The following is a 16,445-nucleotide window of genomic DNA, read 5'->3' as shown; positions in this document are numbered from 1 at the left end:
TTCCCCCCCTTAGTAAAATGTCATATGAGGTTTATCTTCCCTATAATAATTAAGCCTGTCTTGCAATGTCCCTGAATGAAACTCAAACTTATGTCCATCAGGATCAACAAAATATATAGATTCACAATCCCTTACATCCCGTTCTCTTCCTTGTAAAATATGAACATCATTTTCTTCTAATCGCTGCAGTAGACGTTCAAAGTCTTTCTGTTCAACAGAAAATGCAATATGTGTATAAGATTGGTGAATCTCATTTCTCGGAATATGTATTTCTTCATTAAGCGCTATCCATACTCCACATATATTAAAATATGCAAGTTTTCTTCCTCTAACTAATAATTCTCCTTCCAATACTTTTTCGTAAAATGTAATAGAATCTTCTAAATTAGATACTGAAAAACATAGATGATTGATTCCCTTCAACAACTCTAATTCCTCCTATACAAATAAAAGATGAGCAAAAATTCACTCATCTTTTATTATACTATTTTTTTGTAATATATGCCCATTTATAACTGAAATCTCCACCAAACGTATGATTTGCAATGCCTTTTACGTATGGTTTTTCTAAATATGCAGTACTTTGTTGATACGTAGGAGAAATGGCAGCATCTTGACCAATTAAGATTTTTTCAGCTTCTGCAAGTGCATTCCAGCGTGCTTTATCATCCTTTAATAGCTCTCCTTTTGATTTCGCAACTAAATCATCATACTTCGGATTAGAATAATCCATTTCATTAAATGAGCTTCCAGTAACAAACATATCAATATAAGTCATTGGATCTGGATAATCTGGGCTCCATGCAGATAAAGAGAATTCATATTCAAATTTCTTTTCTAAATCTAACTTCTGCTTATATGGCTGTTGTTTCAAATTCACTTTAATACCAGGTAAGTTTTTCTCTAACTCTTCTTTAATAAAGTCTCCTACTTTTTTACGACTACCGTTATCATCATTTAGTAATTCTACTGTAATTGTATCTTGGCCAAGTTCTTTCTTCGCTTCTTCCCATAATTTTTTTGCTTTTGCTGCATTATCTTTACTGTCACGGAAATTTTTATTTACAGTACGGAAATCTTTCCCATCTGGTCCTGTCGTAAATTTTTCAGGTACTAAGAAATATGCTGGCAATGATCCGTCATTTAAAATAACATTTGCAATTCCTTTTTTATCATATGCTAGATCAATTGCTTCACGAACCTTTTGGTTTTTAAACGTTGCATTTTTTTGGTTAAAACGTAAGAAATACATACGTGGATCTAACTTCGTTTTAAATTCATCTGGCTTATTCTTTTTATATTTATCAACAAATTCAGAAGTTAAAATAACCCGATCTGCTTGATCACTATCATATAAATTTACTCCTGTGCTTGTTTCCTTCACAATATTCACATTAATTTCTTCTAACTTCACAGTATCTTTATCCCAATAATTAGGGTTTTTCTTTAACTGATAACTTCTTTCATGTTTCCATTCACTCATCGTAAATGGTCCATTATATAATAATTTATCTGCTTCTAATCCGTATTTATCTCCTTGTTCTTTCACATATTTTTCATTTAAAGGGAAGAATGTTGGGAATGAAGTAAGTTCAAGGAAATATGGTGCTGGTTGTTCTAATTCTACTACTAATGTTTTATCATCCTTCGCTTTCACTCCTAATTGATCTAGCGGTAGTTCTCCCTTATTGACCTTCTGTGCATTTTTTACATCAAATAAAATGAATGCATACTCAGCTGCCGTTGCTTTATCTAATGTGCGTTGCCATGCATATACAAAATCTTGTGCTCGAACCGGATCGCCATTAGACCACTTTGCGTCTCGTAATTCAAATGTATATGTTGTTTTATCTTCACTAATCTTCACATCTTTTGCCATACCCGGAGTTGGTTTATTATCCTTATCTAAACGATATAATCCTTCCATTGCATTTACAAAGGCACGGAATGATACAGAGTCTGTTGACTTTGATGTATCCATTGAAGGAATTTCTGCTGTTTCTAGTAAGTTTAATACTTGCTTATCTGCTGCTCCCTTACCTGCTTCTTTCTTCGTTGTAGATACCTTCTCCCCATTTCCGCAACCTGCAACTAATACACTAGTCGATAATGCTACTGCAGCAAGCGTTGTTATCTTTCTCTTCATTCTTCCTCCCCCAATCTATATGTATAAATGAAAGCTAGTATAATACATATTATTATACAAAAGATTCAGATTATTTCAAATATTATTTTTATACAATAAAAAAAGAAGCGGATATCGCAGTCTTCCATCCGCTTCTTTTTCTATTCTTTTTACTTGTAATCCATCCTCTATGTCAAATGGATTTTGAACTTTGAATATTTCGTCCATTATCTTTAAAAATTCATCCTCATTTTTAGGTTCTTCATTAATCGTAAGTGAGTACGGCTCAATCTCACCCAATTTATAATCAACAATAAATTGAATTTTCACCCTTTTTCTCGGCATATCAGGACTCTCTCCTTGGAATTCTACCAATTCTAACCCTTCCGTTCCGCGATAATATACCCAACCTGGATTTTTAAAATAATTTTCAAACGATTCACCAATGGAAAAGAACGGATATTCATAAAGCGAGCCTGTACGAACTTTTTGAATAATATCTCGATCAGTCGGGAAAAAGAAATGGCTGAAAAAAATACTAGCAACCGCTAAAATCGTAACGATTGTTGCTCCCATTTTACTCGTTCCACCACTATCACGAATGAGGTACTTCTCAACCGACTCATCTTGAATTTCTCGTGCTTTTATTCGATATATACGCCTTTCTGCAAATTGATAATATAATCCATTCGCAAAAATCGCCATTCCAAATAAAATAAAAACGAGTAATAAAAACGTAAGAGGCACCATATTAATGATTGGCAGTGCTACATTGAAACCCATATAATAAGAAAACGCATCACACGCTACTAATAACAATACAAATAATGCTGCCGGTAAATAGTACTTACGATATCCAAGCCAACCTACATTGAAAATAGTTGCCCAACCATTCCAGCTCCACCTAGCAATCCGCTTTTCCTCAAGCTCCCATTTCCTTTTGTAATACGGATATTGTCTCCCTACATATACTTCTAATTCTTTGTCTATTAGCGAGCTTCCTTCACCTTGTTCAGTATGCAAAGTCCGCTGGCAACTTTCACAATTCAACTGATTTCCCTCACAAAGTTGCCCACAATTTATACATTTCAAAACAATCCCTCTTCCCATCCATACGTCATTTCAAAATACCTTCGTGTTTTAATAACCACTCTTTCCTCCATAGACCGCCTGCATATCCAACAAGCTTCCCACTCTTTCCTATTACACGATGACACGGAACGATAATTGAAATCGGATTACGACTATTCGCTCCTCCTATTGCCCGTACAGCTTTCGTATTTCCGACTTTCTCTGCAATATCTAAATATGAAGCACTTGCGCCATAAGGAATAGTATAGAGCGCATCCCATACATTTTTTTGAAATGCTGTTCCCTCGGCAGACAGCGGGACTGTGAACTCTTTTCTATTCCCCTTAAAATATTCATCTAACTCATTTATACATTGATCTATCATTTCATTTGTAATTTCTTCTTGTCTCTCATCAACAAATATAACAGACGTAATTCCTTTATCGTTCGCTGTAATTTCTAGCAAACCTAATTCGCTTTCATAATAAGCCTGGTACATATGTCATCCTCCAATTCAATTCATATTCATTATTGTAACACGAATAGACAAAATTTTTCGTATAAGCGTTTTATTAGGGAAACAAAAACAAGAATGATACAATGTAAGAAAATTCAATCTAGGAGGCTATTGGATGAATTCCGAACTTTTTTCACCTTATACAATTAAAAACGTTACATTAAAAAACCGTATCGTTATGTCACCTATGTGCATGTATTCATCAGAAAACGAGGATGGCCAAGTAACGAATTTCCATCTCGTTCATTACGGAACAAGAGCTGCTGGTCAAGTTAGTTTAGTTATGATCGAAGCAACAGCCGTGTTACCTGAAGGGAGAATTTCTAATAAAGACCTAGGTATATGGGATGATAGCTTAATTGAAGGCTTACATAAAACGACAACTTTTATACATGATAACGGCGCAAAAGCAGCGATTCAACTTGCTCACGCCGGAAGAAAAGCTGAATTAGAGACGGATGCTCTCGCTCCATCTGCAATTCCGTTTAATGAAACTATGAAAACACCAGTAGAAATGAGTATACAGCAAATAAAAAAGACCGTATTAGCTTTTCAAGAAGCTGCAATACGATCCAAACAAGCCGGATTTGACGTTATTGAAATACACGGTGCTCACGGTTATCTTATTAATGAATTCCTTTCTCCACTTTCTAATAAACGGACTGATGAATATGGAGGTTCACCTGAAAATCGCTATCGTTTCTTACGTGAAATTATTGACTCAATAAATGAAGTTTGGAACGGACCTTTATTTGTTCGTATTTCAGCAAACGATTATCACCCTGACGGTTTAACGATTCAAGATTACGTTCCATATACAAAATGGATGAAAGAACAAGGAGTAGATTTAATTGATTGTAGTTCTGGAGCTGTTGTTCCGGCACACATTGATGTATATCCCGGGTATCAAGTACAATATGCTAAACATATTAAAGAACATGCTAACATTGCAACTGGGGCTGTTGGTTTGATTACGACCGGAGTACAAGCAGAGCGAATTTTAAATCATAACGAAGCAGATTTAATTTTTATCGGCCGTGAGTTACTTCGCAATCCTTACTTCCCAAGAATAGCCGCCAATGAACTTGGCTTTGAGTTAGAAGAACCGTATCAATACAAGCGAGCACCGGGGAAAATCCATACGAATAAATAAAACCGAGAAGGCATTCTTCTCGGTTTTATTTATTCTATCGTTGTAATTTCATTTGAGTTATAAATATAAATACCCGTTTCTTCTCGCAATGCAGTGATATACATCCCTTTCGCCACATCTTTCGCTGAAATTGGTTTATACTTTTTGAAAGCCCCCTTAAATATAAAAGGAATGATACGAGATAACTTTTCAGCCATTCGTTCACCGAAACGAAATTCTTGTCGATTTCCTACTAATAAAGATGGCCTAAAAATGTGAATACCACCAATGACTAACTTTTGTAATTCCTCTTCCATTCTCCCTTTAACTTGTGAATAAAAGAAAAATGATTTAGAATTTGCTCCCATTGAAGACACAACAAGGAAATTTTGCACACCTTGTTTCTCCGCTAGACACGCAGCTCGTACCGTATATTCATAATCTACCTTTTTGAAATTTGCCTTTGTTTTTGCTTTTTTGATTGTTGTTCCTAGACAACTAAATACGTCATCTACAGCAAAAAATTCTTTATATTCCTCTAATACCGAATAATCCACTTGCTTTTGCTGTAACTTCTCATGTTGCCATTGCATTGGTTCTCTTACAAAAATAGTAACCGAATCGTAGTAATCTGATTCAAGTAATAGACGCGTTATCTCTTGTCCAACTAAACCACTTGCACCAAGTACTAACGCTGTTCGCTTATTCATATATGCATATACCTCTTATTTTACTTTACTCTCCTTCAGTAAAATACAACTTTTAGGAGTTTCCTCCTCTCATTTTACCACAAGTAAAGCACTATGCGTACGCATAGTGCTTTACTCACTCTTTTTTCTCATCTTTCTCTCGTAATTTTGATACTGTTGATGCATCTCCTAAATTACTTATTAATCTGCTTAAAAAAGTTAAGACTAAGGCTAATGGTAATACTACCGCTAATATCAATAAAATAGCTTCCATTAAGTAACTCAAACACTCATCCCCCTCTACGCCCTCCTTTCATATATATGAACACAGCGTTGTCACATATGCATGTATTCGCAAAAATAACACATCTATATTTGACAACTTTATAACAAAATCAAATCGGAATGATTATTATTTATTGCAACTTTATAAAAGATGTATTATACTAAGTTCGCAAACTAAAACGTAATTATTCCGTTTTGTATTAAAATGATATTTTTCTTCTATAATTGGGGAAAATATATCCGTAAAAAAAGAAAAGAGGAGAACTTCATGCCTAAAAGATTGACTATATTTTCATTCTTACTTATTTTCACTTTAATTTTTACTGGCTGCTCAAATACGAAAGAAGGTAATGCCAAGAAAGACGGAAAGCTAACTGTTTATACAACTATTTTTCCTCTTGCAGATTTCGCAAAAAAAATTGGTGGCGACTATGTAACGGTTGAAGCAATTTATCCACCTGGTGCTGATTCTCATACATTTGAACCAAGTCAAAAACAAACAGTAAAAGTTGCAAAAGCCGATTTATTCGTTTATAACGGGGCTGAATTAGAGCCATTTGCTGAAAAAATGGAAAAATCATTACAAAAAGAAAATGTTAAAATTGTAAATGCATCAAAAGGTATTGAACTACGTACTTCTACTGAAGAAGAGCATCATGATCACGGAGACGGCCATAAAGAAGATGAACATCATCACGATAAAGACCCACACATTTGGTTAGACCCTACTCTAGCAATGAAACAGGCTGAAAAAATTAAAAACGCACTTGTAGAATTACAACCTGACCATAAACAAGAGTTCGAAAAAAACTTTGCAGCACTTCAAACAAAATTTACTGATTTAGATGATCAATTTAAAGCAGCTATTGCGAATGCAAAAACGAAAGATATTTTAGTTTCTCATGCGGCTTATGGATACTGGGAACAACGCTATGGCCTAAAACAAATTGCTATCGCTGGTATTTCAGCTTCTGATGAACCTTCTCAAAAACAGCTTGCTGACATTACAAAAACAGTAAAAGAACATAATCTAAAATATATTTTATTTGAAACATTCTCTACTCCAAAAGTAGCATCCGTCATTCAAAAAGAAACGGGGACAAAAATTTTACGCTTAAATCATCTTGCTACTATTTCTGAAGATGACGCAAAGAGCAATAAAGATTACTTCACTTTGATGGAAGAAAACGTAAACACATTGAAAGAAGCTACTAACTAATCAATTTTTGATAAGAAGAGGCTGTCTCAAAAGATCTTTAAATAAGACCTTTTGTAGACAGTTTTTTATTTTAACTTTAATAGGGACATATTTAGCGAAGTTCTTACCCATTCACCTTCGTAATGATATAAATTAAAAGAATGGTGATTAATTTTTTTATGCTCTAATATAGTGAGCACAAAAAACTGCCTCCCAACTGTTAGACATGTCTAACGATTGGGAGGCAGTTTTTTCTATAAAGAAATATAAATACTCTTTATACAAAAAATCAATGACTAAGAAAATCTTTATGAATCAAGAGTAGTTCATTTTAGAGATATATTTTCAATTTCTTTATATTGAAATCCACCATGTAGCGTCATTCTTGAAATGGAAACGAAAAACGTTTAAAGGATTTTTACCTTATCAAGCAAGTATGAATCAAGAAGGAAATGAACAACATAGTGTATTTAGCAAATTATCCCCTTCGTTCAAACTAATTTTAAAATAAAACAAATCTACTAAAGCAACTTTATTTCAGCTCACTTCATCTCCCCTCCCTTATAAAAGTAAAAGAAAAATGAAAAGTTGTAGTTTCAATTGAAACTGCAACTTTTCATGCTCATAAAAACTCTATATCCACTTCACATTTACATTGGATTCATCCATAATTATTTCATATAATTTAGCTGTCTTTTCTTAATATTAAGTATTTACATTTCCCCTTCCTTACCTCATAATTTTAATCGGGAAAGGGAGGAAAAAAATGGTTCAAATAAAAGTAACGCCCGAAGAATTGGAACGAGTTGCAAAACGGGCAAACGATACAAAGCATGCATTAGAGTCTATACATAATAACTTATGCAATCAAATTGATTACATGTGTTTTCAATGGACAGGCGCATCAAATCAAAATTTCGTTCAAATGTTTAACAATGCAAGACCATCCGCATTCACAGCTATTAATGCGCTTGTGCATATTGAAGAAGAATTAAAGAGAATTGCTGAGAAATTCCGCGTTGCAGATAGTGAAGATGTAACATCCCAAAAAACGACTAAGTCTAGTAAAGCACCTGAAAAATCTTTCTTAGGAAAAGTATGGGATGGTATAGTAGACGGTGCGGGAGATGCTGTTGGAGATACAATCGACGGTATAAAAGCATTAGGTGACTGGGAAACTTGGAAAGGCATGGGCTACACTGTCACCCATTTAGATGAAGCTTTACCTGCTATGTGGAATGCGTTATCAGATTCCTTTAACAAAGATGTGATAAATGGAGATGCAGAGACCCGTGCAAGATGGGGATCTTACGCTTTAACACAAATTGGATTAGGTCTTCTTGGAGATAAAGGGGTCAGTAAGGCTGCAAAGCTAGCACAAGGGGCTAAATTCTCTCAAGGTATCTCAAAAGCTGGACAATTATTTAATAAAGGCGATAATTTGGCTTTCGCAGGCGGTAATGGTGGTAGATCTGTATTTGATAGTGCTGATTTTAGACAAGCCGAAGAAAAACTTTCAACCTACCAGTTTGCCAAGGGTGAAGGTAATATAGGTACTACTCCAAAAGCTGTAGAGGTTACTCCAAGTTTTAACCGTGAAAATTTGTCAGAACATATAGGCGAGGGATTTGCTTCGCAAATAGATAATGTTTTAAAAGAGGCAAATATATCAAACGAACAATTCCATAACCTTAAAGTGAAACACTACACTGAATTGAACGCTGAAGAAATTCAAATTATGAAAAAAATACGAGATTCTGTTCCAGCACCAAATCAAGATACATTATTACAAAAAGTTATTAGTTTAGATAGCGTCGATAATTATCTGAAAGAGACTGAGTACTTCAATTCCATTGGAGGTTGTGTAGCTAAAATGGAAGATGTGAAACCAATTCACTCTCCTAAGGATGTATATGAATCGCTACGCCTAGATTACGAAGGAACCCCTTACACTACAACTAGTGATTATGCAGTTATTAGATTTAAAACTGATGATGTAGAAAAAATGAAAATACCTTATGCCCAATCATTTGAGGATTCAACAAATATGAAACCAAATGAATATATCCATTTTCCGCAAACTGGTAATGGTTTTACAGCTGCAGAGAATGGTCGAATTGTTCCTGAATATGAAACGTCTTGGGGAGATTTTATGAAACCTCAGCCAGGGGCGGAAATATATTCAGTAATTAATCAAGAAGAAAAATTGGTAGCCGTATACCACGACAGAAAACAACGTTTTATACCGGCAACCGAAAAACAGTAGAGTAGGTGACTCAATGATTAGAGATGGAAAATATGGATTATATAATGGACAAGAATACATGTTAGCTGGAAAGAAAGATGATTTAGAAATCATCTCGAATGATCCAGCTGAACTATTAAATGGTTTTATTCAAGATGATTGGGATGAAAATATTTTCTTTAAAAAAATAAAAAAAGAAGACTTGGATACCGCTTATGAAATTACAACATACGCAAAATATAAAGGACATAATTTCGGAGTACTAACTGCAAGCGAATTAAAAGTAGTTATTGCTACAAATAATCCACAGGTAGGACACGAACTAAATATGTCTGTACCAGGTCGTGGGGAATTTCATATGGAAGTAAATAGGACAGATGTTGAGTTAATTGAAGAAAAAAAACCTATATGGGGATTTACACTAGATATAGACAATTAATTACACCAAATAAAAGCAGAACCTTATAAGGGTTCTGCTTTTATAATCCATACCTATTTTTGTATCAATAGCAAACCCAAAACCAGCATCTTTATCTTAACTAGCTATCCAAATTGATAAATAGGATGATCAATTTGTTACTAAAACACAATCCAGAAAATAAAATTTATCAATTCCTAGCAGTAAACTTTCATCAAGATTCTTTCTATGAAGAGGTACAGAAAATGAATATTGGAAAGGCATAGGCTACACTGTCATCCATTTAGATGAAGCTTTACCTGCTATGTGGAATGCATTATCCGACTCTTTTAATAAAGATGTGATAAATGGTGATGCAGAGACCCGTGCAAGATGGGGATCGTATGCTTTAACACAAATTGAATTAGGTCTTCTTGGAGATAAAGGGGGGCAGTAAGGCTGCAAAGCTAGCACAAGGGGCTAAATTCTCTCAAGGTATCTCAAAGGCTGGACAATTATTTAATAAAGGCGGTAATTTAGCTTTCGCAGGTGGTAATGGTATTACATCTGCATTTGACAGTGCTCCTTTTAGGGTAGTATCTTCATCTAAATTACATAACAAGAACTACATTAGGGAGCAAAGCAGTCTAGCGAAAGCTAACTGCTTTTTTATTAAATAACTATTTTATTAAATTTCATATATACAATCGCTTGTCCATTTCATTTGCCTCTACCCACGCATTTACTATTAGTAATACGAATTTTTCAGAGGTGAATTTTATTGAACGAGTTTTTATCCTCCGCTGCATTAAATCCAGGTTCAGTCGGACCGACACTTCCACCTATGCAACCTTTTCAATTCCCTACAGGTCCCACTGGTTCAACGGGTGCTACAGGGGCAACCGGTAACACTGAGCCTTATTGGCAATACCGGACCACCTGGCATTGTTTTGCTCACATATGACTTTAAATCGCTCATCATACGTTTTGCATTTCGGATACTACCCATATCATGAATACAAATTACATGTCTTCTTGTTGCAAACTGTAGCTTTCTAATCGTAGCAAGTATCACCACATAATGGTCGATGTTCATGTTTATCCATCTCATATTCTTTTAGATGTTTCCACTTGACCTTGTCGTCAATATATAGAACTTGCAGTATGGTGGAGTTTTCCTTCATATATATCTTCCTAGAATGAATTGCAGTTTCTCTAATCTAGATTGATCTACACTACTACTTCTGATGCAGTAAGAGTCGGTAAACGAAAATCGAGCTTGCATTCTCCATCTTTTTTACACCCCTTGGCAAGATTTCTCCTGTAGGATATTACATACAGCAGACAATACAAAACCAAGTGCCCCTTCAACGAGTGCAATGTGCAGTGAATAAAAATATTGAGCTCACCAATGGAGATGCTCTTATTAGCATAATGAAGCATAAACATTAAAGAGGTTGCCCAAAAGTAGCTATTCAGCTATTTTTGGGCAACCTCTTCTTTTTTATGTGCTTCTACTTGACTTGACCAAAATAACAAGTAAAATTATCCATATTAGCTTTTAAGCTATATTAATTTAGAAGGTGAGTTGGAATTATGACTCTTCACTTTTGTGAAGTAACAGAAAAAAACTGGCGTTCAGTAGCTGCTTTAACCGTCACAAAAGACCAGCAGCAATTTATTGAAAGCAATGCGTTTTCTCTAGTAGAATCATTATATGAGAAAAACGGAACGTCAGTAGGTTTATATGATGGAGAAACACTTGTAGGATATGCAATGTATGGATGGTATTGGGAAAAACGTAAAAGCGTATGGTTAGACCGCTTTATGATTGACGAACGCTATCAAGGAAAAGGATACGCAAAACGTTTCCTTCGCTTACTTATTCAATTCTTACAAAATAAATTTGAATGTAAAACAATTTATTTAAGTTTACATCCAGACAACAAACTCGCAATGGGATTATATGAGTCATTTGGCTTCCGTTTAAATGGCGATATTGATGATGAAGGCCCTGTTGTAGGTGTTGTAATGGAGTTACTTTTAGATGAACATACAAGCCTGTGAAAACAGGCTTTTTTAATCCTTCATTTTTGGCAATCTATCATTTTTCTACAAAACACTTAGTTAAGTCCAAAAAATAAGCCTGCAGTAAACGCAGACTTATTTCACACACTCCTCAAAATGTTCTTGGAACCATTCTTTATTAATATCTTTTCCGATGAAAACAACTTCACTTACTCGATCTTCGCCCTCTTGCCACTCTCTATCATACGAAGCAGCAAATAACGTATGTACACCTTGGAAAACGATACGTTTATCCACTCCATCAATCGATAAAATTCCTTTGTAGCGATATAAGTATTCTCCTAGTTCTTGCACGACAGCTGACATCCACTCATTTAGTTTTTGTAAATCTAACGGACGCTCTTCACGTAGTACAAACGATTTTACACCTTCTAGATGATTATGCTCTTTATGAGGATAGATTTGTAACGTATCTTTCGTTTTAAACGTTTGAATTTTTAGTAACGATGGAATATCCACATCACAGTGAGTCGACTGAATTAACTTTGCAGTCGGATTTATTCCTTGCAATTCATGTAAGAGATGTTCTTTTTCGCTCTCTTCAATTAAATCTAACTTATTCACTAATACAACATCGGCAAATGCAATTTGTTCTTTTGCTTCTAGTCCTTTTTCAAAATGTTTATGTATATGATAACTATCTACTACTGTTACAACACCGTTAATTTGGTATGCAGATTGAATTACAGGATCTAAAAAGAATGTTTGAATAATCGGACCTGGATTTGCAAGACCCGTCGTTTCAATTACTAATCCATCAAAGTCCATTTTCCCTTCTGCTTTTACATCCAGTAATTGTTTTAAAGCAACGAGTAAATCTTCACGTACAGTACAACATAAACATCCATTCGTCATCTCCATAATCTCTTCTTCGACATTCATAATCAGCTGATTATCAATACCAATTTGCCCTATTTCATTTACAATCACTGCTAATTTCTGACCGTGATTCTCTGATAAAATGCGATTTAATAATGTCGTTTTCCCTGATCCAAGAAAACCAGTTAATATTGTTACTGGAATCATTTTGTACCTCTCCTTATAGCTATATGTTTCTACATTATAGCATATAGAAAAAATCGTTTTTGTAGCAAAACATATTTATTGTATGAACGACACTGTAACTATATAATAATATGTAGCAAGAAAGCCTTTTCAAAATATTATTCATTCATCAAGGGGGCACTTATAATGGAACGAGTTCAAATGGCCGAAACACTCGAATTTTCTCGTATTATTCAAGGTTTTTGGCGTTTAGCAGAATGGAATATGTCAAAACAAGAGTTACTTTCTTTTATTGAATCTTGTATGGATATGGGAATTACTACTTTCGATCATGCTGATATTTATGGCGGTTATACGTGTGAAGGACTGTTCGGAGAAGCATTACAACTCAAGCCTTCCTTACGCGAAAATATGCAAATTGTCACAAAATGTGGAATCGCTCCCCCATCACCGAAATTTCCAGAGCGATATGTTGCGCACTACAATACGAGTGCTAAACATATTATAAAAAGCGCGGAGGATTCCTTACAAAACTTACATACAGATTATATTGATGTATTGCTCATTCATCGTCCCGATCCGTTTGTGGATCCAAATGAAGTAGCAGAAGCGTTCTCACGCTTAAAGCAAGAAGGAAAAGTTCGTCACTTCGGTGTATCTAACTTTTTACCTTCACAGTTTAATATGTTAAGTTCTTATTTAGATTCCCCGCTCATTACAAATCAAATTGAAGTATCGGCGATGCAACTTGAGCATTTTGAAAAAGGAACAATTGATTTATGCCAAGAAAAACGAATGAATCCTATGATTTGGTCACCTCTCGCTGGGGGAGAAATCTTTACGGGCCAATCAGAACGTGCTGTACGTGTACGTGAAACGTTACAAAAAATTGCTACGGAACTAGGTGTTACTAGCATCGATACAGTTATGTATGCATGGTTGCTTGCTCATCCAGCTAATATGATGCCAATCGTTGGATCTGGTAAATTAGATCGTGTTAAAACAGCCGCTCTTTCTACAAAAGTTAACTTAGACCCTCAACAATGGTTTACAATTTTCGAAAGTTCTAATGGACATCCTGTACCATAATATACAAAAAGAAGAGCCGTTTCTACAGCTCTTCTTTTTCATATGTATCTCTAGTCATGGCAAATACACACATATCCCTTAATCCATTTCCATCTACTGCCACACTCGCACTTTCTAACGTACCTTCTAACTTAAAGCCTAATTTCTCAGGTATCGCTCTACTTTTCTTATTTAAAGAATCACATCGGATTTCTACGCGGTTTGCTTTCAGTTCAGAAAAAGCATAGTCTGTTATCCCCTTTGCAGCCTCGACCATATAACCCTTTCCACTAAACCTCGAATCAATCCAATACCCGATTTCAAATTGGGGTATATCCCAATTAATGCGATGTAATCCAGCTGATGCAATAAATTCACCTGTTTCTTTCGAAAAAACTAGTAATCTTAAATCCTCACGCTGCAAAAATTGAATATGCGATTTTCTAATGCTCACTTCTACTTCTTCCTCTGTTTGCTCTTTTTGTGCAAAAACCATCCATGGTTTTAATTCTTTCATAGAAGCTTGCATTGCATCGTATACAGCTTTACCGTCACCTGGCTTCGGCATTCGAATAAATAGCCTTTCAGTATAAAATTCAGAAGGAAAATCGAATAATAACGGATTCACTTTCAACACTCCCTATAATTCTTTTATATATAATAATATCCATCTCAAACTATACAGTAAAGAAATTTCTGAATTTTATACATTTAATTCATTTACATTTAATGCTACACGAACACCAGATTCAATTGCCCCTTGTATCCATCCGTGATATAACGTTGTATGGTCTCCGGCAAAGTATAATCTGCCTTCTGGTTTTATAATCGCTGGTTGTAATTCAGATTCTTGCCCTGCCTGAAATAACGCAAAACCTCCAAGTGCATATGGATCCAATGTCCAACTTTTGGATATGCCAGACATGAACTCATCATATACTTGACCGCCTAATATTGTCGCTAAGTTCTGTAGTGTGTAATAGATACGATCTCCTTTTGATAACCCATCCCATAACAACGCATCATAAGACCATGTATAGCTGCCTAACATTATAGCAGGTCCTTTTTCTCCAATTCCATGACTTGGATAATATGCGTAACGAATTGGTAAATCTGTTATAATTCTGCCACCTAACTGTCCTTGTTCTTCCCAAAATCGACTTTTAAATTGAATTCCTATTTTTGTCGCCGGCATATAATGCAATTCACGAATTGCTTTCCATTTTTCATGAGATATAGAATCAAATGGATCTACTTCCACAAAGCGCATTGTCGAAAATGGTATTGTAATAATGACTAAATCCCCTGTAATACTACTATATTCAAAAGTTTCCTCGTTTCGATAAAAAGCTGTTACACCGTTATCGTGTTGTTGTAGCTTCATTAGTTTTTGATTATATATAATATTTTCTTCTAATTGTGGTAAAAATGACTTTGGTAATCTATCATTCCCGCCTACTATTTCGCAAAATCCACTCTCCTCCTGCATAATATATATAAAGCGTAACGTCTCAACAAATGACCTTTCCAAGAAACCTTCTAAATCTAATAAAACACCGATCATCTCAATTGTAACTGGCGAAAAGTAAGTATTATATTGATAAGGATGATACTTTAAAAATTGTCCTGTAGAATATCTCCCAAAATCCTTTACTACAACATCCCAATTTTTCTCTGGGTTCTTTTTAATAAAATTTATAATAGGCTGCACCGCTAACATTAATAACTCCTCAGACGTTTTCCCAACTTCATTCATTTCTACAGGATACTTTAATATACTTGGATTTTTTTCATATTGCTTTAATGTCGTTTTCCGGCCATTTACGTAAATAATATCAGTCTCATTCCTATTAATAAAAGGGCGCACCTGTAGCCCAAATTTTCTTATATACGCCATCGTTAATGTGTGAGAATACGGAATTCTCATTGCCCCTACATCCAAATATAATCCGGTATCTTCCATTCTAACTGTCTCTATACGGCCACCTACCCGGTTGTTTGCTTCAAAAATCTTTACTTCATGTCCTGCAGCTTTTAATAAAGATGACGAAACTAACCCAGCCATGCCAGCCCCTACTACTATAATTCGCTTCGGACGAGTCGTCTTCTTTAACCCTTTATTTATAACTTTTAACGTTTCATCCATCTCAGTGTTATACATTATATCTTTCTGCACAATTCCACCCCTTACTTCATCAAATGGGCATTAGTCGTTTAGTGCATTTTATTCATAAATTCCCATAAACATAACAACAGAGCAAGTTGAATATTCACTAAAAATACATAAGAGATAGCTCTCACATCTCTTCACGCTTCATAGAATATAGCAACAGCAAACAAGGAGTGGTTGAAAATGAAACAAACTTACGACTACCACGCTACAAAGAAGTATTTAGAAGAAAAGAAACAACAACTATGCAACAAACTAAGTAATATGCATCTATCTAAAAAAGAGCGTGAACAACTAAAACTTGAAATTGATAACTACGAATATATTTTAAATGTAGTCGAAATGAATCATTATGAACGAGGATTTTCACGTTAAAAGTGGATATGTAATTTATCCACTTTTTATTTTGAGCATTTCATTACGCATTTTTCGTAAGTAAATATATAATAGGATGT

At 34.8% G+C, this 16,445-nt stretch carries 17 protein-coding genes and 2 pseudogenes; 9 read left to right on the top strand and 10 right to left on the bottom strand.

Features of this window, described 5'->3' with window-relative positions; translation table 11 throughout:
- Positions 1 to 9 precede the first annotated feature (9 nt).
- The 4 genes from fosB to COL05_RS14060 form a co-directional block, all read right to left on the bottom strand.
- Complete coding sequence (gene fosB / locus COL05_RS14075) at positions 10 to 426, bottom strand: FosBx1 family fosfomycin resistance bacillithiol transferase (protein ID WP_000911692.1); 417 nt, start codon at positions 424 to 426, stop codon at positions 10 to 12.
- A 58-nt stretch (positions 427 to 484) separates the two neighbouring features.
- Positions 485 to 2,146 carry a peptide ABC transporter substrate-binding protein gene (locus tag COL05_RS14070; protein WP_098669061.1) on the bottom strand — a complete coding sequence of 554 codons (1,662 nt, stop codon included), beginning with the start codon at positions 2,144 to 2,146 and terminating at the stop codon, positions 485 to 487.
- A 75-nt stretch (positions 2,147 to 2,221) separates the two neighbouring features.
- On the bottom strand, positions 2,222 to 3,235 hold the full coding sequence (locus COL05_RS14065; protein WP_098669060.1) for a DUF2628 domain-containing protein: 1,014 nt from the start codon (positions 3,233 to 3,235) through the stop codon (positions 2,222 to 2,224).
- A 7-nt stretch (positions 3,236 to 3,242) separates the two neighbouring features.
- Positions 3,243 to 3,695 (bottom strand): methylated-DNA--[protein]-cysteine S-methyltransferase, encoded by a 453-nt coding sequence (locus COL05_RS14060; RefSeq protein WP_098669059.1) that lies wholly within the window; start codon positions 3,693 to 3,695, stop codon positions 3,243 to 3,245.
- A gap of 133 nt (positions 3,696 to 3,828) precedes the next feature.
- On the opposite strand from COL05_RS14060, the gene namA reads away from it, so the two are divergent.
- Positions 3,829 to 4,866: an NADPH dehydrogenase NamA gene (gene namA, locus COL05_RS14055; RefSeq protein ID WP_098669058.1), complete on the top strand. Its 1,038-nt coding sequence runs from the start codon at positions 3,829 to 3,831 to the stop codon at positions 4,864 to 4,866.
- A 29-nt stretch (positions 4,867 to 4,895) separates the two neighbouring features.
- On the opposite strand, the gene COL05_RS14050 is transcribed toward namA, so the two are convergent.
- Positions 4,896 to 5,555 (bottom strand): oxidoreductase, encoded by a 660-nt coding sequence (locus tag COL05_RS14050; RefSeq protein WP_098669057.1) that lies wholly within the window; start codon positions 5,553 to 5,555, stop codon positions 4,896 to 4,898.
- A 115-nt stretch (positions 5,556 to 5,670) separates the two neighbouring features.
- Entirely contained in the window at positions 5,671 to 5,820 is a 150-nt protein-coding gene (locus COL05_RS31380; protein WP_180233455.1) for a hypothetical protein, read from the bottom strand.
- Positions 5,821 to 6,087: 267 nt separating this feature from the next.
- Here COL05_RS31380 and COL05_RS14040 point away from each other — a divergent pair, with 267 nt between their 5' ends.
- The 5 genes and pseudogenes from COL05_RS14040 to COL05_RS14015 all read left to right on the top strand — a co-directional run.
- Entirely contained in the window at positions 6,088 to 7,038 is a 951-nt protein-coding gene (locus COL05_RS14040; RefSeq protein ID WP_098669056.1) for a metal ABC transporter substrate-binding protein, read from the top strand.
- 745 nt (positions 7,039 to 7,783) lie between these two features.
- A complete protein-coding gene (locus tag COL05_RS14035) occupies positions 7,784 to 9,283 on the top strand; it encodes a WXG100 family type VII secretion target (RefSeq protein WP_098669055.1) in 1,500 nt (499 codons plus the stop codon).
- A 13-nt stretch (positions 9,284 to 9,296) separates the two neighbouring features.
- Positions 9,297 to 9,701 carry a hypothetical protein gene (locus COL05_RS14030; RefSeq protein WP_098669054.1) on the top strand — a complete coding sequence of 135 codons (405 nt, stop codon included), beginning with the start codon at positions 9,297 to 9,299 and terminating at the stop codon, positions 9,699 to 9,701.
- 226 nt (positions 9,702 to 9,927) lie between these two features.
- Positions 9,928 to 10,252 (top strand): annotated as a pseudogene (locus tag COL05_RS14020) (WXG100 family type VII secretion target); the annotation flags it as partial.
- Between the two features lie 188 nt (positions 10,253 to 10,440).
- A pseudogene (locus COL05_RS14015) lies at positions 10,441 to 10,578 on the top strand (exosporium leader peptide-containing protein); the annotation flags it as partial.
- Here COL05_RS14015 and COL05_RS32325 read toward each other — a convergent pair.
- Positions 10,540 to 10,734, bottom strand: a complete 195-nt coding sequence (locus tag COL05_RS32325) for a hypothetical protein (protein WP_373605322.1) — start codon at positions 10,732 to 10,734, stop codon at positions 10,540 to 10,542. The pseudogene COL05_RS14015 and the gene COL05_RS32325 overlap by 39 nt on opposite strands.
- 521 nt (positions 10,735 to 11,255) lie before the next feature.
- Between COL05_RS32325 and COL05_RS14000 the strand changes: the two genes are divergently transcribed.
- Positions 11,256 to 11,726 carry a GNAT family N-acetyltransferase gene (locus COL05_RS14000; RefSeq protein ID WP_098669052.1) on the top strand — a complete coding sequence of 157 codons (471 nt, stop codon included), beginning with the start codon at positions 11,256 to 11,258 and terminating at the stop codon, positions 11,724 to 11,726.
- A gap of 96 nt (positions 11,727 to 11,822) precedes the next feature.
- Here the strand turns inward: COL05_RS14000 and COL05_RS13995 are convergent, their stop codons facing one another.
- A complete protein-coding gene (locus COL05_RS13995; protein WP_098669051.1) occupies positions 11,823 to 12,773 on the bottom strand; it encodes a CobW family GTP-binding protein in 951 nt (316 codons plus the stop codon).
- A gap of 165 nt (positions 12,774 to 12,938) precedes the next feature.
- Here COL05_RS13995 and COL05_RS13990 point away from each other — a divergent pair, with 165 nt between their 5' ends.
- The gene (locus COL05_RS13990) at positions 12,939 to 13,841 is read left to right on the top strand and encodes an aldo/keto reductase (protein WP_098669050.1); all 903 of its coding nucleotides are present in this window, start codon (positions 12,939 to 12,941) and stop codon (positions 13,839 to 13,841) included.
- A gap of 22 nt (positions 13,842 to 13,863) precedes the next feature.
- On the opposite strand, the gene COL05_RS13985 is transcribed toward COL05_RS13990, so the two are convergent.
- On the bottom strand, positions 13,864 to 14,448 hold the full coding sequence (locus COL05_RS13985; RefSeq protein ID WP_098669049.1) for a GNAT family N-acetyltransferase: 585 nt from the start codon (positions 14,446 to 14,448) through the stop codon (positions 13,864 to 13,866).
- A gap of 75 nt (positions 14,449 to 14,523) precedes the next feature.
- Positions 14,524 to 15,996 (bottom strand): flavin monoamine oxidase family protein, encoded by a 1,473-nt coding sequence (locus COL05_RS13980; RefSeq protein ID WP_142337487.1) that lies wholly within the window; start codon positions 15,994 to 15,996, stop codon positions 14,524 to 14,526.
- Between the two features lie 177 nt (positions 15,997 to 16,173).
- Between COL05_RS13980 and COL05_RS13975 the strand changes: the two genes are divergently transcribed.
- Entirely contained in the window at positions 16,174 to 16,365 is a 192-nt protein-coding gene (locus COL05_RS13975) for a DUF3896 family protein (protein WP_060630536.1), read from the top strand.
- Positions 16,366 to 16,445 lie beyond the last annotated feature (80 nt).

The organism is Bacillus sp. AFS059628 (assembly GCF_002571225.1).
Classification (GTDB): Bacteria; Bacillota; Bacilli; order Bacillales; family Bacillaceae_G; genus Bacillus_A.
This window is presented reverse-complemented; position numbering and strand designations above follow the sequence as displayed.